At 46.8% G+C, this 23742-nt stretch carries 21 protein-coding genes; 10 read left to right on the forward strand and 11 right to left on the reverse strand.

Going from position 1 to position 23742, the window contains the following annotated elements; all coding sequences use genetic code 11:
- Nucleotides 1–52: 52 nt before the first annotated feature.
- Both porU2 and Q4E40_RS03455 read right to left on the reverse strand, forming a co-directional pair.
- Nucleotides 53–5104, reverse strand: coding sequence for a putative type IX secretion system sortase PorU2 (gene porU2 / locus Q4E40_RS03450; RefSeq protein WP_303410051.1), 5052 nt, complete (start codon nt 5102–5104; stop codon nt 53–55).
- A gap of 28 nt (nt 5105–5132) precedes the next feature.
- Complete coding sequence (locus Q4E40_RS03455) at nt 5133–6227, reverse strand: putative type IX sorting system protein PorV2 (RefSeq protein WP_303410052.1); 1095 nt, start codon at nt 6225–6227, stop codon at nt 5133–5135.
- A 286-nt stretch (nt 6228–6513) separates the two neighbouring features.
- Between Q4E40_RS03455 and Q4E40_RS03460 the strand changes: the two genes are divergently transcribed.
- From Q4E40_RS03460 to Q4E40_RS03470, 3 genes are all read left to right on the forward strand, one after another.
- Nucleotides 6514–6852, forward strand: coding sequence for a PadR family transcriptional regulator (locus Q4E40_RS03460; RefSeq protein ID WP_303410053.1), 339 nt, complete (start codon nt 6514–6516; stop codon nt 6850–6852).
- 2 nt (nt 6853–6854) lie between these two features.
- Nucleotides 6855–9371: a GIN domain-containing protein gene (locus Q4E40_RS03465; protein ID WP_303410055.1), complete on the forward strand. Its 2517-nt coding sequence runs from the start codon at nt 6855–6857 to the stop codon at nt 9369–9371.
- A gap of 112 nt (nt 9372–9483) precedes the next feature.
- Complete coding sequence (locus Q4E40_RS03470; RefSeq protein ID WP_303410056.1) at nt 9484–9849, forward strand: hypothetical protein; 366 nt, start codon at nt 9484–9486, stop codon at nt 9847–9849.
- 189 nt (nt 9850–10038) lie between these two features.
- On the opposite strand, the gene Q4E40_RS03475 is transcribed toward Q4E40_RS03470, so the two are convergent.
- The 3 genes from Q4E40_RS03475 to mce form a co-directional block, all read right to left on the reverse strand.
- Nucleotides 10039–11466, reverse strand: coding sequence for a CCA tRNA nucleotidyltransferase (locus Q4E40_RS03475; RefSeq protein WP_303410057.1), 1428 nt, complete (start codon nt 11464–11466; stop codon nt 10039–10041).
- Between the two features lie 142 nt (nt 11467–11608).
- Nucleotides 11609–12181, reverse strand: a complete 573-nt coding sequence (locus Q4E40_RS03480; protein WP_303410059.1) for an L-threonylcarbamoyladenylate synthase — start codon at nt 12179–12181, stop codon at nt 11609–11611.
- 112 nt (nt 12182–12293) lie between these two features.
- On the reverse strand, nt 12294–12695 hold the full coding sequence (gene mce / locus Q4E40_RS03485; protein WP_303410061.1) for a methylmalonyl-CoA epimerase: 402 nt from the start codon (nt 12693–12695) through the stop codon (nt 12294–12296).
- A gap of 117 nt (nt 12696–12812) precedes the next feature.
- Here mce and Q4E40_RS03490 point away from each other — a divergent pair, with 117 nt between their 5' ends.
- The 4 genes from Q4E40_RS03490 to Q4E40_RS03505 all read left to right on the forward strand — a co-directional run bounded on the left by Q4E40_RS03490 (nt 12813) and on the right by Q4E40_RS03505 (nt 15293).
- Nucleotides 12813–14027 (forward strand): IscS subfamily cysteine desulfurase, encoded by a 1215-nt coding sequence (locus tag Q4E40_RS03490; RefSeq protein WP_303410063.1) that lies wholly within the window; start codon nt 12813–12815, stop codon nt 14025–14027.
- 90 nt (nt 14028–14117) lie between these two features.
- Nucleotides 14118–14531, forward strand: a complete 414-nt coding sequence (gene iscU / locus Q4E40_RS03495) for a Fe-S cluster assembly scaffold IscU (protein WP_303410065.1) — start codon at nt 14118–14120, stop codon at nt 14529–14531.
- A 15-nt stretch (nt 14532–14546) separates the two neighbouring features.
- On the forward strand, nt 14547–14954 hold the full coding sequence (locus Q4E40_RS03500) for a hypothetical protein (protein ID WP_303410066.1): 408 nt from the start codon (nt 14547–14549) through the stop codon (nt 14952–14954).
- Between the two features lie 12 nt (nt 14955–14966).
- Nucleotides 14967–15293 (forward strand): HesB/IscA family protein, encoded by a 327-nt coding sequence (locus tag Q4E40_RS03505; protein ID WP_303410067.1) that lies wholly within the window; start codon nt 14967–14969, stop codon nt 15291–15293.
- 121 nt (nt 15294–15414) lie between these two features.
- On the opposite strand, the gene Q4E40_RS03510 is transcribed toward Q4E40_RS03505, so the two are convergent.
- Nucleotides 15415–16707: a T9SS type A sorting domain-containing protein gene (locus Q4E40_RS03510; protein WP_303410069.1), complete on the reverse strand. Its 1293-nt coding sequence runs from the start codon at nt 16705–16707 to the stop codon at nt 15415–15417.
- 302 nt (nt 16708–17009) lie between these two features.
- Here Q4E40_RS03510 and Q4E40_RS03515 point away from each other — a divergent pair, with 302 nt between their 5' ends.
- From Q4E40_RS03515 to Q4E40_RS03525, 3 genes are read left to right on the forward strand one after another with little or no spacing between them, the layout of a single operon-like run.
- The gene (locus Q4E40_RS03515) at nt 17010–17741 is read left to right on the forward strand and encodes a glycosyltransferase (protein WP_303410071.1); all 732 of its coding nucleotides are present in this window, start codon (nt 17010–17012) and stop codon (nt 17739–17741) included.
- 50 nt (nt 17742–17791) lie between these two features.
- Nucleotides 17792–18799 (forward strand): STELLO glycosyltransferase family protein, encoded by a 1008-nt coding sequence (locus tag Q4E40_RS03520; RefSeq protein ID WP_303410072.1) that lies wholly within the window; start codon nt 17792–17794, stop codon nt 18797–18799.
- A gap of 11 nt (nt 18800–18810) precedes the next feature.
- Nucleotides 18811–20103, forward strand: coding sequence for a hypothetical protein (locus Q4E40_RS03525; protein WP_303410073.1), 1293 nt, complete (start codon nt 18811–18813; stop codon nt 20101–20103).
- Nucleotides 20104–20138: 35 nt separating this feature from the next.
- Here Q4E40_RS03525 and nuoK read toward each other — a convergent pair whose 3' ends face one another.
- From nuoK to map, 5 genes are all read right to left on the reverse strand, one after another.
- The gene (gene nuoK / locus Q4E40_RS03530) at nt 20139–20453 is read right to left on the reverse strand and encodes an NADH-quinone oxidoreductase subunit NuoK (protein WP_303410074.1); all 315 of its coding nucleotides are present in this window, start codon (nt 20451–20453) and stop codon (nt 20139–20141) included.
- Nucleotides 20453–20965: an NADH-quinone oxidoreductase subunit J family protein gene (locus Q4E40_RS03535; RefSeq protein WP_303410075.1), complete on the reverse strand. Its 513-nt coding sequence runs from the start codon at nt 20963–20965 to the stop codon at nt 20453–20455. The genes nuoK and Q4E40_RS03535 overlap by 1 nt, the downstream gene beginning before the upstream one ends.
- A gap of 103 nt (nt 20966–21068) precedes the next feature.
- Nucleotides 21069–21674, reverse strand: a complete 606-nt coding sequence (locus Q4E40_RS03540; RefSeq protein WP_303410077.1) for a NuoI/complex I 23 kDa subunit family protein — start codon at nt 21672–21674, stop codon at nt 21069–21071.
- Nucleotides 21675–21779: 105 nt separating this feature from the next.
- Nucleotides 21780–22883, reverse strand: coding sequence for a complex I subunit 1/NuoH family protein (locus Q4E40_RS03545; protein ID WP_303410079.1), 1104 nt, complete (start codon nt 22881–22883; stop codon nt 21780–21782).
- A 77-nt stretch (nt 22884–22960) separates the two neighbouring features.
- Complete coding sequence (map, locus tag Q4E40_RS03550) at nt 22961–23719, reverse strand: type I methionyl aminopeptidase (RefSeq protein WP_303410080.1); 759 nt, start codon at nt 23717–23719, stop codon at nt 22961–22963.
- Between the last annotated feature and the right edge of the window lie 23 nt (nt 23720–23742).

The following is a 23742-nucleotide window of genomic DNA, read 5'->3' on the forward strand; positions in this document are numbered from 1 at the left end:
AAGGGGCACCTTTGGGTGCTCCTTTTTATTTATTATAGAATTGGTCTACGCTTTAGCGCAGAATGTAAATCTTGCCATAGCCGTTCACGAAGCCTTTATCACCTTTCTTCCAGATGTGCTTCATCTCTTCAGCATCTTTCGGCATTACCACGCGGTACAGGTATACGCCATTGGCCAGTTTGTCGCCATACATGTCAGTACCGTCCCAGGCATATTCCGTTTTGTTGTTTCCAATACGGATCGGCCCGATTTCCTCCCGCAAAATCTCCTTCACAATCTTGCCCGTTACCGTCATGATCTGGATTTTAAAGTCATTGGGAATTACGCCGCCGGTCAGGGTAAAGATAAACTGTGTCTTCGTAGAGAATGGGTTCGGGTATGGGTAGAAGTTCGTGATTTTCGACTCGTTCTCTACCTCGAAATTGATCTTGTAGTCTTTTGAACCTGAATCTTTCCCGGAAGCATCTTTACCTCGAACCGTTAAGGTATACCGACCATTTTCGAGTTTTTCAGGCTTATACTCAAATCGAAAGTCATTTTTCTCATCGGCTGGGCTCACATGGAGTTCACCCGGTTTAGCCTCCTTCTTAACATCATACTGCCCCTGAATATTTGGTCCTTCAAGATAAACTTCCATCGCATCAGCATTCTCCAGGTATACATGTTTATTCTCATCTTTCATGGTAATACTGATAAGCGGACTAGGTGCCACCAGTTCTCCATCCATGATATGCACCCCGTCGAAAGCCACATCCATAATAGGGTGCAGCTTCGATTTTACGGCAAAGTTCACTTCGTAAATGTTGTTCTGATACTGCTGTTCCGGCTGCAATTGTGGGTTAACATACATCGACAACTTGTAGCTACCATCTAAATCAAGCGTCGACAAAGTATGGTTGAACGTAGCCGTCTTGTTGCCCTCAAGAGCTTCAATTTTGAACCGTGATACACGTGGCTCTATACCTTCTCCTGTCAGTGTCACTTCTACAGTAATTGAGTCGCGAAAAGCATACGGCGTCACGTTTTGAAAGGCCATTGGCATCTCAATCCGACCTCTACCCGCTTGCTGTGTTATTATTTCATCACTCACTTCTACTAAGTCTGGCCGGATAACTCCTTCAGGAGCCGCTTGGTAATACACCATCCACTGTTTCAGCTGTGGCGCAGTTCGGTCTTCTGTATCGGTCAGCTGTGCCTGAAGCTGTAAGTGCGGATATTGGGCTGCATTTATCTGGCTTAGGTCAAATGCCTTTGAAGTGATATTATCATTGAGCAAATCACGGTTGCCTTCCGAGTTTATACCATACAGGCTTAGTTTATAACTATCATTACCAGCTTTATAGCGTTCTATGTTATGGTGTAGGCTACCCCAGCTTAAGGCGGGCCCGATGAGGCTGGAGGTGATGGCGCCCTGGGTGTTAGTTGTTTGCATCAGGTATCGAAGAACAATACCCTGCGCTGTAGGAGGTATATCTCCATCTGCATTAGCGCCTATCTCCTGGATAGAACCAACAGTAGCACCTTTCTGCCCAATTATCGCTAAGGGGTAACCTGTCTTTATTTCATCAATTAACTCTGAACCGATGTTCCTAAAAGCCGCTTTTAACTCAGGAGTGAATAAATCAAATGGCACTTTGTTGACGGTGACACCTACCACATAATGTCCTGCAGGAATTGCATTCAAAAAGCGCAACATGTTTGCTCTAATGGTAGGATTATTCAGATCTCCAAATTGATATAAATTCCACATGAATTTACAAGGAGAAAATCCAGGAACAGTTACGTGATTAAGATTTTTGCTATCTAACACAAAGAAAAACATTCTTGGAACAGAACTAGCTTTAAAATTACCACAAGCTGCATCTATTTCAGATACACCATTTATATAGATGCCATGAGGCGGCATATCAAACCTTTCATCCCCACCTACTGTCCTGATTTCAAAGTTTTTAGTTACAGGGCTAAACTCAAGCTTATTAGAGTTACTTAATCGAATCCCATTTAATTCTGCTTCATTGTATTGGCCTGCATGACTTTGTGACCATCCGCCTTCATTGTTTTTGATATACCTGAATGATCCATTCACCCAGACGGTGTCTTCGCCTTGCTCAAATTTGTCAAATCGGGCTCGCCAAAAAAATACGGTACTGTCAGCATCTAGCTTATGTATGGGAAGACTTACCTCCCAAGCTGGCAATACCCCTGGGCTTGCCTGATGCGTTAACTTTATGCCTGAGTTAAAGACATGGGAAGTATCCAACTCAAAGTATACACCTTTAGGTTCCGCCCTTAGTTGCGTTGATTGAACTACCAAGTTTACAGTTGGACTATTAACTATAGAGTAATTCATTGGCGCTAATAAAGATATTCCTGAACGCGGCAGAAAATGGGATATCACCAATACGTTGTTGTTCTCGTTCAATTCATCAATCAGCCCCGTGTTATCGAGGGTAATCTCGAACCTGTTTATACCTGCCCCAGTAGAATCTGTATTTGGAAGCACTAACTCAAAACTCCCTTTGTAATAGATAGGCTTCACCTTAATTGAGACAGGTTCCTGTGCTGTGCCATTTGGCAAAATTCGTTTTACGCCAATGCTTACTGAGTCATTAATGGCTTTCCCTAGATTAATTGAATTCACACGAAGCACAAACTTTTTAGATAAGGCGATTGCTACCTCTCCGGATTCATCTCGCACCGTTACTGTATTGCTGTCGAAAGCATAGTCAGGCTTACTAGGTGCATATAATTTTACTGCAGGGTCCCCCTGTAGCACCATCTGCGTCATAGTAGCTACATGGTCTCCTCTTTGATAAAGTGAACTGGAAGCTATATATCTCCTGATAGTTTCTTTATGAATCTCGCCGATTGTACGGCCATAAAACTGGTTGTCACTAAAAGCGATTTGATAAAATCGGTTTGAGAATTCATTTAAGGGTCCGTCACCTCCAATATAGGATTGCGCCATAAAAGATATTGCCCCACGGTCAGGTGTCATCAGCCAGTCTTCCCCAAATGAAATTTTATTATAAATAGAAGCATCCCCACTATAACATCCATTCATGATAATGGCAGGGTACTTTCCCTTATTTCTATAACCATTTAGATTTGAAGAGGCAAAACCAATCTCAACGTCTGTAACATCTATGGCACTGTGTCCAAAAAAGGTAAGTAAGGATATACCTGCATTTACTTCATCAGATACATTGACATAAGTTGTATAATCTTTAAAATCTCTTCTGTACTTTTCAATGACGTTAGCTCCTAACAAGGGGCCTTCTGCAATACGTCTATAATTTGTTAGCCAATCTGCATACTGGTTCTGCTGCATACCATTTGCTCCCCCGCCAAGCTGAAGAATATTTTTTCTCCAAGCCAAGCCACCCGGCAATGATTCATGCTCCTTTACTTTATTTAAGTACGCGATGATATTTTCACCAGTGGTGGCCGACAGACGCCCAGTAGGCACACGCGGTTCATAGCGATTATTCCGAAAGTCGGAAGAAAAGAAAACGTCTGAAGAAGGCATCACACCTGTTGGCACCAAATCCATTTCATGCACTTTAGGATGCCGATCTCCTATGTGATAGAAGCTGTATTTGTTATTATGAATACTCCTATAATCCTCCCAAGCATACTTTAATCCTTTACCAATGATAAAAAGCTGTTTTTCGCGGTCTGAAGTGAGCATGAAGGTCATGAACTTACGTACAGCATTCGAAGAAAACTCACCATAGTGAAACTGATTAACAACTTGGTCAATCTGTACAACTAAAGTATCATAACCGCCACCAGCTGCTGCGGCTCTATAGGCAGCATATTGTTTTGGAGCAGGCATTTGGGAACCGCCTACGGCTTTCATCAAGCGCTTATTAGTAAGGATGATATAATTATGCGCATTCGTGTTAATGTTCCGGAATCGCATCATTTCAGCTTTACCGACTGCTTTGAACGCCTTGTTAGTATTGGCTAATAGTACTTTATGCGTGTTATTTTCTGTGGGAACGACAACCCCCTTCCCTCCAGCGTTCATGTGTCCTTCAATTCGAATCGGGTTGAAAGGGTCAGTAACGTCGTATGCTATGGCTGCTGCATCAGCACCGTTAAAGACATAGTAAGGATTGGGGGTACGGGTTGAGTCTGTACTGAAAAGCACAGAATTGCCGACCAACTGTGTTTTTTGAGCGAATATTAATGACACATAAGAAAGCGTGACATCATTGGAGGGAGTGGCGTCTGGCAATGTCTGCACTCTAATCTTTCCATCCGAGAAGATATCGCTATACTCTATAGCTCCGCTGATTTTCAGAAACTTATCTCCTTCGATGCTGAAACGATTAATTGCTCTGGCCACCCCTGTCTGCGGAATAATGTTAAATACCCCCGCATGTAGATTCTTATTGACACCCCCAACTACGGCCTCTACTCTGGGTTTAGGTCCTGTTGCTTCAACATTGGTTATTTTAGGTATATCGTAGTTCTTAGCTACCCGCGCGGCTACAGATGTATACCCTTCCCCTTCATCCATCCAAGCCAATAGAGCATCTATTGTTCCATGCTTCTGACCATAATAATACCTATCCACAAAATATTGTGTCACCTTCTGCAAATGATACGGCTCCGCCGTCTTCCCAGCCGGCGAAGGATTCACCTGTTGCATCCGCTTACCGCCAGCAGGATTCACCGTTAAGAAATAAGCAGCGGTATCGGTATAGAGGCTATACAACTGATGCGGCTGATGCGCCGGGTTCTTGTAAAGGTCCTGGTCCAGCCGACCGTCGTTTCGCTCGCCGTAGAACTCGATGAAGTCTTCTCTGTCCAGGCGCCCGTCGGCTTCGCCGGCTACGTGAATGGCGACTTCCCTGCCTCTTCTGAAAAGCTGAAAGTGCTGTGGGTTGGTGCCGGCCAGCCCAAGGCTATCCAGGAAGCCGTGGCTGAGGCGGTGGAGGCCTGTGTTAACTACTTTAAGCTTGTAATAGGTCTTGTTGTAGTCAATCCACTCGTTGCCGTAGGGCGTGGGCGACTGGGCTTGCGCCGCTGCCTGCAGGCCGAATGCTAGCACGCTAGCGAGTAAGAACTGAAGGAAGAGTCTGTTTATTTTCATCGGCTGTAAAAATTGAAACCGTATGTTGCTAATTGAAAGAATAACCTAATGAAATGATAATGGAGTAAAGCCCCGCAGCATTCGCCGTGTTGCCGTCGCGACCATTGATGCTCGACATGGCCAAATCAATGTTCAACCCATTGTTTTGGAAGCCCACCCCAAAGTTTGGCTGCACCTTAGATGACATCCCCCCGTCAAAATTCCGGAATTGCTGGTAGTTGTTCAGACCGCCTCGCACAAACACGGTTTGGGCGTAAGCCAACTCCATCCCCACATGCGGGTCCGCGGAGGCAAAGTCAGACTTGAGGAGCACGTTGCGCCTGCCGTCAAAGGTAAAGTCTACGTCAGTGGCCAGTATACCTGTGATCTTATCGGAGAAAGTAAAGTTCTTGGCAGCCCCCAGCACTAAACGTGGCAAGGTAAGTTCAGCGGTGCTTTCGGGCAGGTCGTTGCCGGTTTGTTGGTAGGTGGCCTCCAGCGCCTCTACGTTGTGGGTCCAGGCGGTGAAGGTAGTTGTTACGTCTTTGGCCATCACGCCAAACTGCCAGGTACCGCGGCGCAGCTGGGCGCCCGCATCAAAACCGAAGCCCCAGGCATTGGCAAACTCGCCTACGTTGCGGTAAATGATCTTGGCGTTCACACCCAGTGTTAGGCCTTGTATCAGATTACTTTTGCGGGCATAGGATAACAGCATGGCATAATCAGCCACAGAGAAGAAACGGATGCTGTCGTATTGGATGTAGCCGTATTCGTTCTGCAAGCGGCGGGTATCCACGATGTCGTCGACGCCAAGGCGGATAACCGAAACGGCCAGCGCACTGCTCGAGTCGATGGGCATGGCAAAGCTGCCGAAGTCGTTTTTGGCGATGCCCGCGAACAGCTCAGAGTGCATCAGGGCGATGTTATACCTGTTCGGAAGCTGAACCAGGCCGGCCGGATTCCAAAAGCCGGCCGTAGCGTCGTCGGTTATGGCTACCTGAACGTTGCCCATACCGAGCGCCCGGGCTCCCACGCCAATGTTCAAAAACTCGTTGCTGTATTTCGGCGTGGATACCTGCGCGTGCACAGCCCCACTCACAAAACACAACACCACAATAAGTATAGAAAGGGTAAATCTGTTCATAGGCACAGGGATACTGTCACTTCAGGGGTCTTAAAAAGAATTTATTCACTCGGCTCTAAAAAAAAATTTTACCGCTCTCCAGGTATGGCAATTTGCCTCCTAACACTTCAGAAACTGAATTAGTTGACTTTATGCGACATTTTTTCGCATCCAAAAATAATCATTTTTATTCACAATTAGCTGCCGCTTAAACCCTTTGAAAAAAGATTCGTAATTATTTTTACACAGTACCTTGCGTTACATAGTACCTTTTATTAACTTTGCTTCAACATTAAACGGAATCATCATGAAAGTAGAAAACACACAAGTGCAGATGCGGAAGGGAATTCTGGAATTCTGCATACTGGAGATTATCGCTCGTGGTGAGGTATATGCATCCGATATGTTGGAGGAGCTAACAGCTGCCAAGATGATAGTAGTGGAGGGAACCCTTTATCCTCTCCTTACTCGCCTCAAGAACGCGGGGCTTCTCGACTACAGTTGGGTCGAATCTACCTCTGGGCCACCCCGCAAGTACTACACACTTACCGAGACCGGTCGCACTTTCCTGGAACAGCTCCGGGATACATGGGGCGAACTGGTAGCTTCCACTGAATTCATCATGCAAAATAAGAAAGCGCAGTAATCATGAAAAAGAACATAAATATCAACCTGCAAGGCATCATCTTCCACATCGAGGAGGATGGGTATGAGCAACTGAGCCGCTATCTTTCTTCAATTCGCAACTACTTTTCGAGCTACGAAGGGCACGAGGAGATTGTAGCTGATATTGAAGCTCGTATCGCGGAGATCTTTTCAACGCGCCTTTCTCCAGGCAAACAGGTGATCACGCTAGAAGACGTGCAGGCCTTGGTTGCGCAGATGGGTGAAGTGACTGACTTCGAGATACTCGAGCCGATGGAAGAGGAGATGTCGCACGCCAGAAAAGCCTATAGCACCGGCGGCGCTCCTGAGCCGGAGTTTGCCGAGGCTGGAGGTGCAGCCGCTACAGCATCCAGGCCAAGACGCCTGTACCGCGATGTGAGCCGCAAAGTAGTAAGCGGCGTGTCGGCGGGTATAGCCAACTACCTGAACGCAGACCCGGTGTGGATCCGTTTGATTTTCGTATTCCTGGTAATAGGCACCCCGATCACGAAGGGTATTTCAGGTTCTTTTGGCCTGATCCTCTACATCATCCTCTGGATTGCGCTGCCTGTAAACTACTCGCTGCCAGAAATCACGGTGAAAAAGCTGTTCCGCGACCCCGATGACAAAAAACTGGCGGGTGTGGCAAGCGGCATCGCCAAGTATTTCGGCGTGGATGTAGCGGTTATCCGTATCCTGTTTCTGGCCCTGATCTTTGCGGGCGGCTTTGGTATACTGGCCTACATCATCCTCTGGGTAGCGGTCCCGGAGGCGGCCAGCCTGACCGAACGTATGCAAATGCAGGGGAACCCCGTTACGCTGGCCAGTATTGAGCACACGCTCAAGGAAAACCTGAACATGAAAGACCAGAACGGGGAGGAAAGCACTGCCGCCAAGGTGTTGCTGCTACCTTTTCGCATCATCTCCCAAGTCATTAACTGGCTTGGCCGTGGATTGGGTCCCGTACTTGGTGTCCTGATTACGCTGATCAGAGTGGCTGCAGGTATAATGCTGCTGGTTATCTCACTTGGCCTAACAGTGGCGCTTTTCACTTCGCTGTTTGTGACGCTAGGTATAGTAGATGGTGATTCGGCGTTCATGATGGGTGATTTTCCGGCCTCCGTGCTTCTGGAGGGCTTTCCCCGGCTCGGACTGGTGGCAGGTTTTTTTGTAGGCCTTATTCCGATTCTGTTCCTCATCCTGCTGGCCATTGGCCTGTTGGCGAAACGCTTCTTCATGCGTCCTCTGGTGGGTTGGTCATTGTTCGGCATCTGGCTGATCAGCTTGTTCACCATGGTCGCATTTATCGCGGCGCATGCTCAGAACTTCCGTCGCTCTGGCGAAGTGGTGACCACGCAGTCATTCCCGGTGGGTCCATACCAGACTATCACGCTGGACGGGTATAACACGAACTCGTCTTATGAAAACCGTATCTATTTTGATGTGCAGGGCCACACTGGTTCAAATCTGGAAGTGCAGCAACGCCTGCAGGCCAAAGGCAAAACCGAAGCCGAAGCGAAGCAGAATGCGGGCATGGTGAATTACCGTGTGGTGCAGAATGACTCTACACTCCGTTTCGACGACGGCTTCGAGTTCGCTTCCGGTGCAGCCTACCGCAGCCAGCGCATGGACGTAACCCTGCTCATACCACAGGACAAGCAATTGCGCCTGACCAACAACTTCCTGCGCATGGTGCCAAGCAGCGCTTTCGAAGAAGAGTACAGCCGTGAGAAAACCCTGCGCAACCTCTGGCAGGTAAAAGGCAATCTGCTTGCCTGCATCACTTGCGCCTCTGATACGCTCGACGTAGCCGACAGCGATTTCAGTTACAATGCCGCTGCTACAATGGGTGCTGGCGGAAGTGTGCTGATGGACGAGTCGGAGTATAGCTCGAACAAACAGACCTACGACTTCAGCGATTTCGATGCCATCACGGTAAACGGAGCTTACCACGTGCAGATTACGCAGGGCAGTAACTACAGCATAACGGCCAGTGGCGACGCTGATGATCTGAAAAAGCTCGAAATCAGGAAAGACGGCGGTGAGTTGGTGGTAGAACATGAAGACCGCACCATCAAGCTCTTTGAAAAACAGAAAACGGTGCTGATCCAAATCACCGTGCCTGAGCTGCGCAGCCTCGACCTGAACGGTGCCATCAAAGCGGACATCGGGCACATCAAAGCCTCTGACCTGAGCCTTGGCTTGACAGGTGCTACGCAGGCTTTCGTGGATGTAAATGTGAGCCGTTTGAATGCCGATATCGCGGGAGCGTCTAAGAGCACCTTTACAGGCCGCGCCGATAACGTAAACATGGATATTGCAGGCGCCAGCAAGTTGGACGCCACCAGACTGGTTGCCAATACCGTGGAGATAGAAGCCGTTGGCGCTTGTTCTGCCGATGTGCATGCTACCAACACACTGCGTGCTGATGCCGCGGGTGCCAGCAAAGTGCGATACAAAGGCAATCCGAGCAATGTTGTGACAGACGTATCGGGCGCCAGCAAGGTGTCGCGTATGTAGTAAGTTTCCAGAAAAGGGATAAGCCGTATGGCTTATCCCTTTTCTATACTTGAAATATACCTGTTAAGCATAAGTTCTAAGAAATCATTATTGATAAATTAAACCTATTAGAATGAAAACATGCACTTCCGCGATCCTGTCGATTCTGTTAATTACCCTAATTAGCTGTTCAGAAATGACAGGGGAATTTGAATACATGAATCAGCTAGAAAAAGCTATCGCTGAAAAATATGAAACCGAGCAAGTCGAGGTAAACATCAGAAACAAAAATGAATTGACTGTATCACTCATTGACTCCAAGTTTGATGATTATAGCCCAGCTGAAAAAGAACAGGTTTCCCGGGAAATTGGAAAGCTAGCACAGGAACTTAGAGAAGATAAGGGAAAAATAAAATCAGGTGTGGTGAATTTCCGGGATGAAGAAAATTATGGTATTGCCAAAACCAGCGACACGGAAACTTTCCAGATGTACAAATAGATAAGCCTACGCCCATCGGTATATCGAAACCGTGCTTAAGCCTGTGTCAAATCGAAGCCCTATGCTCGCTTGCAACAGCAGATTATCCTGGCGAACTCACGCTCGCCAGTTCACACTCCGTTATTAGCCGCCCTTCAGTGCAAAATAAAACTTTATACTCTATTGCAGGTGCTATACCTGAGAATTTGCTTAGCTGTTTGGTGAGTTTACTTGGCGAAGTCCCAGTTCTTCCCCCTTTTTGAGGAGGAAAGCGAAGGCTTCGCCAAACTCGTTTTTAACGGTCCCCTCCAGTATTGCCTCCGTCAAGGCTTCCTTCAGCTCCCCCACTGTTTTGGACGGCTTCAGGTCGAAAGTCTCCATGATGATCTCCCCTGTGATAACCGGCTGGAAATTGCGCAGTTTGTCACTCTCCTCCACCTCTACCAGGCGTTTCTCCACCTTGTCGAAGTTTTGCAGGTAACGCTTCACTTTGCTGTCGTTTTTGGAAGTGATGTCGGCGCGGCATAGCTTCATGAGCGCGTCAATGTCATCGCCCGCCTCAAACAGTAGTCTGCGGATGGCCGAGTCCGTCACGGTTTCTTTCACCAGCGCGATCGGGCGCAGGTGCAGGCGCACCAGCTTCTGCACGAACTTCATGTGCTCGTTCAGGGGCAGCTTCAGGTCCTTGAACAGCTTGGGCACCATGCGGGCGCCACGTTCCTCGTGGCCATGAAAGGTCCAGCCTACTTTTTCGTGGTAGCGCTTGGTATCGGGTTTAGCAATGTCGTGCAAAATGGCCGACCAGCGCAGCCACAGGTCATCCGACACTTCCGCTACATTGTCGAGCACCTGCAAGGTATGGTAGAAGTTGTCTTTGTGCGAGTTGCCTTTCACTGTCTCCACCCCTTGCAACTCCGCCATTTTGGGGAAGATAATTTGCAGCAGCCCGGATGCGAACAGCAATTTAAAGCCATAAGAGGGCTTTGGCGAAAGTACGATCTTGTTCAACTCATCCGTAATGCGCTCCTGCGACACGATCTTGATGCGCTCTTTGTTGTCGATGATGGCGTCGAAGGTGTCGGGCGCTATATCGAAGCTGAGTTGGGAAGCGAAGCGGATAGCGCGCATCATGCGCAGCGGGTCGTCGGAAAAGGTGATACCCGGCTCCAGCGGCGTGCGGATGATCTTGCGCTTCATGTCCTTCAGCCCATCGAAGCGGTCAATCAGTTGGCCGTAGGTGCTCTCGTTCAGACTGATGCCTAAGGCGTTGATGGTGAAGTCGCGGCGTTTCAGGTCATCTTCCAGCGTACCGGTCTCGACCTCCGGTTTGCGGGAGTGCTCCACGTAAGATTCTTTGCGGGCTCCTACAAACTCCACCTCCCATTCGCCGGAGCGCAGCATGGCTGTCCCAAAGTTCTTGAAAACCGACACCTTGGGTTTGTGCGGTAGCTTATGCGACACGCGCTCAGCCAGCGCAATGCCGTTGCCTACGCATACTACGTCAATATCTTTAGAGGGCCTTTTCAGGACCAAATCACGCACAAAGCCCCCAATCACGTAAGCGTCTACGCCTACTTCCGCAGCTGCGGCGGCCACCGTATCGAATATGGAGTGCTCTGGTAATTTTATCGTATCCATTCAGAAAAATCAAAACCTCGGGCAATGCAGAACCGCAGGCCCGAGGCGCAAAAATAAAGAGATAAATTCAGAGCGTAGGCAAATTTTCTTTAACGTCACTAAAACAGGTATAGCCTTTGTCCTGACAGACGCTATACCTGCCCTACTCCCGGATAACCGTTTGTTTACCGTTTTTATCAATCCTGATGATACGTGAGGGACGTGTTTCCACCTCCTCTTCCTGCCGCCATTGCACTACGTGATCTACCCGTTCCTTAATCGTATCAGAAACTTCATGGAAAGCCTTCGGAGCGACTTCCCCGCTCACATTGGCCGATGTAGAGACCAGCGGGCGGCCGATCTGCTGCATCAGCCGATGGCAAAATTCTTCTTTGGTGATGCGCATGCCGATGCTGCCGTCTTCCGCGATCAGCTCCTGGGGCAGGTTCTGCGCACCCGACAGCACAAAGGTGGTCGGCCGCTCCTGTGACTCGACCAGTTTCTCAAAGTCGTCTGGCACATCGCGCACGTAGCGGCGCAGCATTTCCACGTCGCTCACCAGCACGATCATCGACCTGGACTCCTCCCGCTCCTTTATCTTAAAAATCTTTTTAACGGCTGTGGCATTCTCGGCATCGCAACCGATTCCCCATACCGTATCGGTCGGGTATAAAATAACGTTGCCAACCAGCAATTCCTCCTCTGCTGCCTGGATCGCCTTGAGTAAGTGATTCATAGTATTGGTGGTTAAATTGTTTAATTGTTAAATGGTTGTTTCTCCAAGAGTTTACACTCAAATAGAAATGATAGCTGAGTCCAACAATTTAACAATACAGCCATTCAACCATTTACCTAATCTCCTGCGTCAGTTCTATCAGCACACCGTTGGCGCTCTTGGGGTGTACGAAGCACACCAGCTTGTTGTCAGCGCCTTTTTTGGGCGATTCGTTCAGTAGCATAAAGCCCTCACCCCTCAACCGCTCCATCTCAGCCAGTATATCCTCTACTTCAAAGGCGATGTGGTGTATACCTTCGCCACGCTTTTCGATGAACTTGCTGATGGCGCTGTCGGGTGTGGTGCCCTCCAAAAGCTCTATTTTAGTGCCACCTACTTTGAAGAAAGAGGTGTTTACGGCCTCTGACTCTACGAACTCCGTTTTGTAAGGCTCCACGCCCAGCAGTTTAAAATAGAGGGCATTTGCCTCACCGAAATTTTTAACTGCTATACCTATATGTTCTACGTTTACCATTTTCAATTTGTAATTAGTCTAAGTAAGCTTTTTTTGTTAATTTTGCAGAGAATTCAAAACTAATAATTTCTCACAACTGTTAATCAGACAGGACAAAAAGAGATAAAAGATAGTGATATGCTAACATTTCCGATATACTTAGACAACAACGCCACTACACCGCTTGACCCGCGCGTGCTGGAGGCCATGATGCCGTACCTCACTGGCAAGTTTGGCAACGCCGCTTCCCGTAACCACGCATTTGGCTGGCATGCCGAAGAGGCTGTTGACTATGCCCGTGAGCAAATCGCCTCACTTATCAACTGCTCACCAAAAGAAATCATCTTCACTTCGGGCGCTACTGAGTCTGACAACCTCGCCATTAAGGGCGTGTTTGAAATGTACGCTTCGAAGGGAAACCACATCATCACGGCTACCACAGAGCACAAAGCAGTGCTGGATACCTGCAAGCACATCGAGAAAATCGGTGGCAAGGTGACCTACCTGCCCGTAAACGCCGAGGGTCTGATCGACCTGCAGCAACTGGAAGAGGCCATCACCGACAAGACCATCCTGATTTCGATCATGTATGGTAACAACGAGGTAGGCGTAATACAGCCGATCCGCGAGATCTCTGCCATTGCCAAGAAGCGCGGTGTGCTGTTCTTCACTGACGCAACACAGGCGGTAGGTAAAATTCCGGTGGATGTAGAGGCTGACGGCATTGACCTGATGGCTTTCTCTGGCCACAAAATGTACGGACCGAAAGGCGTAGGTGCACTGTATGTACGCCGCAAGAACCCACGTGTGAAAGTAACTGCCCAGATGGACGGTGGCGGTCACGAGCGTGGCATGCGCTCTGGTACGCTCAACGTGCCGGGTATCGTAGGTCTGGGTAAGGCTTGTGAGATTGCCAAGCAGGACATGGAAAAAGACACAGCACGTCTTTCAGCCATGCGCGACAGACTCGAGAAGGAGCTTTTGACCATCGAGGAGTCTTATGTGAACGGTTCGCGTGAGCACCGTCTGCCGCACGTAACCAACATTTCCTTCAAGTATGTAGAAGGTGAAGGTTTGATGATGGGTGTGAAAGATATTGCCGTTTCTTCAGGCTCTGCCTGTACATCAGCATCTTTAGAACCTTCTTACGTGTTAAAAGCGTTAGGACTAAGTGACGACCTGGCACACTCTTCGCTGCGTTTCGGTTTGAGCCGCTTCACAACGGAGGAGGAGATTGACTATGCTATCAACCATACGAAAGAGGCTGTTGCCAAACTGCGTGGAATGTCGCCACTGTGGGAGATGTTCAAAGAAGGCATCGACCTGAACTCCATTGAGTGGGCGGAACATTAAGAGTTTAATTAATAATGTATAATGAGTAATGAATAATTACTCGGTATATTTTAATCATTCATCATTATTAACTAGTAATTAAAGACAGCTATGGCTTATTCAGATAAAGTAATCGATCATTATAATAACCCACGCAACGTTGGTACGCTTGACAAAGCGAAAAACAGCGTAGGTACTGGCCTTGTAGGCGCCCCTGAGTGCGGTGACGTAATGCGTCTCCAGATTGAAGTAGATGAAAACCAGATCATCACCGACGCGAAGTTCAAGACCTTCGGTTGTGGTTCTGCTATCGCATCTTCTTCGCTGGCTACCGAGTGGCTGAAAGGCAAGTCTGTTGACGAGGCACTGGCCATAGACAACATGGACATTGTGGAAGAACTGGCATTGCCTCCGGTGAAAATTCACTGCTCTGTACTGGCTGAAGATGCAATTAAATCTGCTATCAACGACTATAGAGTAAAGAACGGCCTTCCTGCATTGGAAATACCGAAGTCTCACCACTAAGACCTGGACTCACGCATGGAGTCAACGACCGAGGTGCATGTAGAAAGTGCACGTATTCAGAAGCAGATTGAGAACCACTTAGGTTTAAGCGGTGACAGTCTGCTTTTCGAATTCAGAAAACTGGATAACAAAGTGCGTCTGGACTTGATTACGGTGAACCCGCGACACCACCAGTCTTTCCTCTTCCACACGGAAGTAGGGTATGACAGAGTGGACACGCTCCGTAAAATGTGGGACTACGTGCAGAGTTATAAAGAAAAAGAAAGCCCCTACACCGTGCAGTGGATGGCCCGTGGAGACAAGGAGTTGAACACCTCCTACTTCCGTGCCCGCAACATGTACGAGGCGCTTGACAAGTTATACTTTGGTCGCGACATGAACACGATCACTGTTTTCAGTGTGGTGCTGAATCCGGTATCATAAAAAAGAATTGGTATGATAACAGTATCAGATAAAGCAAAAGAGAAAGTAGTGAAGCTGAAGCAGGATGCCCAGCTCGACGACACGTTTCGCCTGCGCGCATCTGTAGCCGGGGGCGGTTGTTCCGGACTTTCCTACAACCTCGACTTCGACGATGAGGTGAAGCCGATGGACCAGGAGTTTGAGGACAAAGGCATCAAGGTAGTGGTAGACATGAAGAGTTTCCTATACCTGGCCGGTACTGAACTTGACTTTTCAGACGGCTTGAACGGTAAGGGTTTCTACTTCAACAACCCGAACGCCTCCCGTACCTGCGGTTGCGGCGACAGCTTCTCCGTTTAGAATAACACCAGCTTATACAGAGCAGAAGGGCCAGCTAGAAATAGCTGGCCCTTCTGCTTTTATACCTGAGGCTGGTATAGCTGTTTCTTTAGGTATAGCTTCCATACCACTCAGGTATAATTTATCTCTTCAGGAATCGTAATGTCTGCTTCTCCCCTATCTCACTTGAAAGAACCAAGGTATAGTTGCCATGTCCCAGGCGACTGACATCCAAGGAGTGAGTAAAGCCTTTCAGAATTTGCCTGAGTACCATACGACCCATTTTGTCATATACCGCCACATCATAAGTTAAATGGGCAAGTGGTAATTCTACTCTGAGTTCCTGTTGCGCGATGGTTGGGTATACCATAGCTGCTTTAGCCTGCTGATTCGTGACTGCGACAACCTGGTAATAGGTATAGGTAAGATCTTCATCCACTTGCTTCAGCCGATAATACGACGTGCCCAATAGTGGCTCCCGGTCCTGAAAGGTATAGTTTGTAGTTAGGCTCGTCGTTCCTTGCGCATTTACAATGCCTACTGTCGAGAAGTTCTTTGCATCGGTACTTCGCTCAATTTCAAAATGCTTGCTGTCATGTTCTGAAGCCGTTGTCCAATCTAACTTAACTGCCTTGCCAACGGTGCGGGCGGTAAACTTGGTGAGCTCTACTGGCAACGGGATAAAATCAGGCTCAAAATTCCAGGTAACCTTTACGTCATCAATTGCCAAGCCATGGTCTTGCTCCAATTCGTCCGGGTCGTACCAACGCAGCATGACATAGTATCCATCAGGTATAGCTTCGGGCAAGGTATAAGTGAATTCTTTCCGGTTTTGGGGTGCGTTGCCATCAACATGACCTGCTTTTCTTTTGATGATAGGACTATTGAATTGAAGGGATGGTACTGCGGTCCAGCCACGAGTATTGATATCAACTGTTACATCAAAATTAGACGGGTATGCAGCAACAGCATAGGTGAAAAGAAGCCGTTGAATATCTGTTTTCTCGCTCCCGCAGCGCCATTGCTCTGCCGCAAATGCAATATCAATTGCTGTGATGGTTTTGCCAGAAGTATTTTGGAGTAGTAAATTGTAAGTAATTTCTGTTTTAGAAGCAGTTAGGGCACCAAGCGCTCTGTCAGTTGAACTTGTATGTCCATAGCTATATAATCCGCCTGTATTTCCAGACCCAGTATTCACCAACATAATATTACTAGCAACAGTGCGGTAAACAGACCAACCATCCGGAATAAAGGCATTGACGCCTAGCTCTGCCTGTGTTCCTGTACTTGGCAACGTGTTGAAATCCTGGGTATAAGTCGTCACTAACCGTCCCATTTCTACTGCCTGCCCATGAATAGGTATAGCATAACCTGCTGCAATCCACAGCACTCCCACTGCCGCAGACTTTACGGCTCGGGCAATAATTGTTTTCATGTAATGGCTAAAAGTAAAGTTGTAAATCCTTATAGTAGAACTATTCTATCAGAAAATATTTACACTAACTCTCAGCATTTTACGAAAGTTCAAAATTGAAATAAAAAGAATTGGACTAGTAGCTCCTGCTTGAATTTGATACTAAATTACCTTACCAAGTGCTACTTGTAAAGCGTTAACTACGCTTTACGATAATGTATAATTCTGAATTATAGTAAATTGGATTCCTTAAGGATAATTATCTTAAATTCGCCCATCAACCAGACAATAATCGAATCAAGTTCACGCCCACAACCTAACTAATGAGACAAAATTTTGCTGTTATCATTCCAATGGCAAATGAGGAGAAAGATTTTCAACCTTTTGTGAATGCACTAATAGAAGTGTTGAATCAGTTAGAGTGCGGACTTGTATACTTTATTGTAGATAAGGCATCAAAAGACAGAACGTTACAATTATGTCAACAAACCTCCTCCACGGATGCAAGGTTTGTAACAGTTTGGGCACCAGAAACGAGAAATGTTGTTGAAGCTTACATTTGTGGTTATCAGGTTGCAGCCAAGGCAAAACATGATTTTATCATAGAGATGGATGCTGGTCTATCACATGATCCTAATGCAATTCCAAGATTTTTATCTCTATTGCTTAAGGATTATGACTGTGTATTTGGGAGCCGGTTTATTACTGGGGGTGCTATAATAGATTCAAATTGGGAGAGAACGTTCTTATCGAGAGTAGGCACTTCACTTTCCAATCTACTATTAGGAACTAAGATGCATGACATGACCTCCGGGTTTCAAGGGTTCAGTCTTGAAATAGTAAAAAAGTTCTTAGCTTACAACCTACTATCTGAGGCTCATTTTTACCAGACGGAACTTCGTTACCTGCTTCGTAAAACCCGATTTGTCGAAGTACCAATTCAATATAGAGCACCATCACCAAGAGTTTCTGGAAAGGCAATTTTAAACTCCATATATGTACTACTTCACTATGTAGGCAAAAGAGTTGCATTTAAGGCTCCTTCAATAAAGTAAGTATCATAACTATAACACAACTAGGAATTCCTGTGTTCTAATTCCTCCGTATGAATAAAACTTTTATCGTGATTACTTCTATTGCTGATGAGTGTCACCCGGTTCTGACAAAAATAGCTGCAAGGGCGGTCAACCACCAAGTTCCAGTGATTGTGATCGGCGACATATCTAGCCCTAAAGAATTCTATTTGGAAGGTTGTGAATTCTATTCGATTGAACACCAGGATCAACTCCCATTTAAGTTAGCTGAAAAACTACCTGTTGGCCATTACTCCCGCAAGAACCTCGGTTATTTGATGGCAATTGAAAGAGGAGCGGAAATTATAGTAGAAACAGATGATGACAATATACCACTAGCGGCTTTCTGGGATGAAAGGTCAATTGAGGCTGAAGCTCACCTTCTGGAAAATACAGGGTGGACAAATGTTTACAGGTATTTCGCCGATATTAATATATGGCCAAGAGGCTTTGCTTTAGAGCACTTACATGAAGAAATTCCAGATTTAGGCGAAACTATTTTTGTAAAAAGTCCCATACAGCAGGGCTTAGCTGATGAGAATCCTGATGTAGATGCGATATATAGACTAACTATGTCACTGCCTGTGTATTTTAAAATATCCAAGAGTATTGCATTAGGAACGAATTCCTTTTGTCCCTTCAATAGCCAAAATACAACGTGGTTTAAAGAGGCCTTTCCTTTATTATATCTACCTTCTTACTGCAGTTTCAGAATGACGGACATCTGGCGCTCTTTTGTAGCTCAGCGTATTGCCTGGACATGTGGATGGCCTATTTTATTTCATAACAGCACTGTTCGTCAGGAAAGAAACATTCACAATTTAATGAATGATTTTAGAGACGAAATTCGCGGTTATGAGAACAATAACAGGATTTTTAATAGCCTTAAAGGATTGAATTTAAAAGATGGTGTTAGCTCTATACCTGAGAACATGATTAAGTGCTATACTGAGCTAGTAAAACTAGGGCTATTGGATTCAACAGAACTGGATTTGCTCGAGGCCTGGCTTGAAGATATTAGCGCTCTTAACTCTGTCTGAAAATAGCTAAAATGAAGAAAGCTCGATTGGTTACTATCTTTTACGGCCTATTTATTTTTGTTTTAGCTATTAGACTTCTACAAAATATAATGAATGGCTATGAAAAGGAAAGTTGGCACATTACAGAGTATCTTATTAACTACCAGGGTGGCTTTGTGCGGAGAGGCCTATTAGGAGAAGCTCTTTTCCATGTTTCCCAATTTACAAGTTCCAGCCCTTATTATATTATTATTACATTAAGTTTATCTGCTTATATAGGCCTAGTTTACTTCATCACCAGAGCTTTCATAAAAAAAGGATACCCAATATTTATTCTACCATTTGTTTTTTTCCTAGGTAATCCAATAATAAATGACTTTTGGGTTAGGAAAGATATTATTGAGCTTTTGCTATTTATTTTGATAATACATCTAGCGACTAAAACGGGTAAAAGATTCATCGTATTAATTAATACGGTGTTAATTGCTGGTATCCTGATTCATGAATCCATCGCATTTTTCTGCTTGCCAATCTTAGCGTTAATTTTCTTCTATAAAAATCGTAAGGCTGAGAATGCTCAATATTTTTATACCTCTGTGTTATTCACTTTTTTACAGTTATTACCTGCATTGACTGCTTTCCTGAGTGTAGTTTATTTTAAAGGCTCAGTTAGTGCAGCAGATATTATCTGGCAGTCTTGGAGAGACGTAAAATTCCCTATAGAGAATGAAGCTTATACTACACCTCAAGCTTCTATTGATGGCATCTCATGGACATTATCCAAGGGGCTGAGTTACTTCTATATAACTATAAAGAATTTTGATTTTGACATATATGCACCGTTCGCCTGGGTTCTTATTATAACTTCCATCTATTTTGTATTAATCAATATAAATAACCTAAACTTCGGTATTTTTAGGCATAAAACAGGGGGAAATATAAATAGGGCATATCTATCTGCCCTATTATTGATTCAGTTAATAGCTGTAGTGCCGCTATTTATACTTGGCTGGGACTATGGACGTTGGGTTTTCCTTTGGACAACTTCTTCCTTTATTGTCCTTCTAGTATTACCACAGGAAACCCTTTCTGATATGTTGCCCCAATACATAATTTCAGTCACAGACAATATTAACAGACAATTTGATAACTATTTAAGTAACTCTAGAGCATTCCAGTCCTTGCTCTGTCTAATTATAGGCGTGCCTTTCTATAATTGGAGTATTATAAATTATGTTGATACACTTGCACCAATATTAGTATTGCAGTTTATTTCAGATACCTTCTACGAAGGAGTAGTTTTGATAAAGAGTATTTTCAGCTAACCTTGCGTAGATGAATCCAAAGCCCAACTGCTGAATTACGCTCCTTTACTTACAATCTGATTGAGGTTGGCCGTTTTGAAATGCTGGTATACCCTCAACACAATGGCAAGCGCCACAGCTGCTTCGGCAGCGGCAACCAGGATGACGAAGAGGGAGAATAGCTGGCCCTGCAGCAATTGAGGGTCGTGACGGCTAAAAGCCACCAGATTGAGATTAGCGGCATTAAAGATCAATTCTATACCCATCAGCACCACCACGGCATGGCGTTTGGTGATAACAGCCAGGACGCCGATCGTGAAGAGGGCAGCGCTTAGTAATAGAATATGTTCTAAAGGAATCTGGCTAAACATTATACCTTCTCTTTACCAGTGGCTATGTAGGCGGCTCCCATAAGCGCAATAAGCAGCAGCAAGGAGGCTATTTCGAAAGGCAGCACAAAGTCAGTCATCAGTTTTATACCTATCAGTTGTACGGTGCTCTTCTGACCGCCCAGTACATTCGTATCAGCCTGCTGAATCCATGGAAGAGAGCTGAAACCTGCCCGCCAAATAGTATAACTCAACCCGATCAGCGTGAGCAGCGATATGCTGATACCCCATCCTACATTCGTATTTTCTGACATCACGGACTTATTGTGTACCCTACTGCTGAGCATGATGCCGAAAAGGATCAGCACGAGCACACCGCCCACGTAGACCATCAGCTGCGTGACGGCTACAAAATCGGCGAAGAGCAGCACGTAAATGGCGGCTATGCTCAGCAAGGTGAGCAACAGCGAAAAACCGGCGTACAGCAGGTTCCGCGTCAGCACCATATAGGCTCCCGAAAGTATCGCTACGGCTGCGAAAATGTAGAACAGCATTTCTTCAATCCCAGTATTTTAGTAATGGCTTAATTGGCACATGTGAACAGCAAAAGGAGCCATCCCCAGCTAACATATTCAATCCTTAATCTAGCAATTTTACTTACTGCTGCTTCCGGGCTGCCAGCGCTGCTGCTTTGGCAGCTGCCATTTCTTCCTGCTGCTTGGCCAGTAGCTGCTTTTTCTCTTCAGCCTGCTCTGGCGACAGGTCTGTGAAGTGGTAGATCATGTTTTTGATGTCCACTTCAGCAAAATCATATACAGGAGTCATGGTCAGGCAGTCGGTTGGGCAGACGGTGGTGCAGAGACCGCAAAAGCAGCACTTGGCCATATCAATATCGAACACAGGCGCATAAAGGCGCTTTTTGGTGCCGTCTGACGTCATCCCGATTTCCTCGGTTGCTTTCACCGACTCGATGGTGATGCAGTTTACCGGACAGATTTTGGCGCAGAGGTCGCACACAATACAATCATCGATCTCGTTGTGCAGGCGGTAGCGGCCGTTCTCCGGAACAGGTATAGCCTCGTAGGGGTAAGTGAGCGTCACCAGCCCCTCGGGTTGCTTGAAGTAGTTCTCGTCCATAGCCGGCACAGGCGCGCGTCGCTTGTCCGCATTCCGGAAATGCCGCCAGGTCAGTCGCAAACCGCTCAACAGCGACTTCATTACCACCCAAAAACCTGTTTTATGTTGAACGGACGATCTTTCCATATTAACTGTGTAAGAATAAGCTGGAAGCCACTTTCATCCTCGCTTGAGGGAATTGGCAACCCAATTTTCACTACTATATTCTTTCTTACGCTCTATCTCTTAAACTCAAACCATCAGCAGCCGCCAGATGCCAGCTAGCAGCACGATGCCAAGCGCCACTGGTGTGAGCACTTTCCAGCAAAGGTGCATGAGCTGGTCCACACGCAGGCGCGGATAAGTCCAGCGGATTTGCAACTGCAGAAACAACAGCACAAAGGTCTTGCTGAGCAGCCAGAAGCCGCCCCACAGGATACCTGACAACTCCCCTACCGTGCCGGTGGTCCAGTTGGCCAACTTCAGCGTGGTCAGGTTCGGCAGCGGCGTGTTCCAGCTTCCGAGAAAGAGGATGACGGCCACCAGACTTACCAGCACCATCATGCTGTACTCTGCCAGAAACAGGATTGCAAACCGGAAGCCCGAGTACTCCACGTGAAAACCCGCGACCAATTCCGACTCCGCCTCTGGTATATCAAACGGCGCACGGTTACTCTCGGCCAGCGTTGCGATGAAGTAAATCACAAAAGCCACCAGCAAAAGCGGCGCACGGAAGATGTTCCAGGTCGTAATGCCTCCTATGTTGGTGGTGTTTATACCTAATGCTTCGATGCCGAAGAGCCAATTCTTTTCAAACTCAAGTCCGGGGAAACGGTTCAGCAGGACACCTTGCTGGTAGCTGATCTCCTGAAAATCGAGCGACTGGCAGATCATCACAACAGAGAGAATAGCCAACCCGGCCGGTATTTCATACGACACGATCTGGGCCACGGAGCGCATGGCGCCCAGCATGGCGTACTTGTTGTTGGAGCCCCAGCCTGCCATGAGCAAGCCCACCACGTCGAGCGAGATGATAGCAAGCAGGTAAAACACGCCGATGCCAATGCCAGCAGGTATAAGATCGGGCGTGAAAGGGATGACGGCAAAGCCCGCGAAAACAGCTGCAAAGATCAGGATGGGTGCCAGCTTAAAGAGCTTCTTATCGGCAGCGGCGGGCACAATATCCTCTTTCTGCAGGAGCTTCAGCACATCCAGCACCGACTGCAACGAGCCATAAGGCCCCGCTTCCGTTGGCCCCATACGGTCCTGCATAAAAGCAGCCACCTTGCGCTCTGCGTACGCCAACACAATGACGATACCCAGCAAGAGCATAAGTGTCAGCAGAAAGGCAAGCATAGGCTGTCAGGGTTAAGGAACGCGCAAAGGTAGTTTTTAATGAGCTAATGTGCTAGTGGGGCACACGTACTGTCTGCTTAAATACCATTAGCAGCTGTCAGGATGATCGGCTCTCCGTCTGTGATCAGGATGGTATGCTCGTGTTGTGCAACGTAAGCTCCCGCATCGGCCACTAGTGTCCAACCGTCGCCTTTCTCGCGCACATAGCTCCCTTTGGTTGAGATAAAGGTTTCTACGGCCACCACAGTGTTTTTGCGGAACCTCCGGGTTTCAAACTTGTCATAGAAACAGGGAATCTCGTGCGGCTCTTCGTGCAGACTTCGTCCTACGCCGTGGCCGACCAGGTTTTTGATCACCTTGAAGCCATTCTTCTTTGCTTCTGTCTCTATCGTTCGGCCAATTTCAGCGATCTTTTTACCGCCTTTTATTTCCTGCAGCGCCTTATGCAGTGCCGTGACAGACGTTTCTACTAACTTGCTGAGGCCATTAATGTCTTCGCCCAGGATAAAGGAGCCGCCGTTGTCAGCGTAATACCCATCGAGTTCAGCAGACACGTCAATGTTCACCAGGTCGCCATCTTTCAGCACTGTTTTATCGGACGGGATGCCATGTGCCGCCTCGTTGTTGACACTGATACAGGTATAGCCGGGAAAGTCATAGGTAATTTTGGGTGCCGATTGTGCCTTGTAAGACTGCAGAATACAATAACCAAATTCGTCCAGTTCCTTCGTCGTCATACCTGGCTTGGCATGTTCCCGCATCTGCCTGAGAGTAAGCGCCACCGCCTCACTCACCTTTTTTATACCCTCCAGATCCTCTTCTGAGTCTATTGACATTGCTTTGCCTCTTTTGATTTTGA

The organism is Pontibacter coccineus (assembly GCF_030546575.1).
Lineage (GTDB): Bacteria > Bacteroidota > Bacteroidia > Cytophagales > Hymenobacteraceae > Pontibacter > Pontibacter coccineus.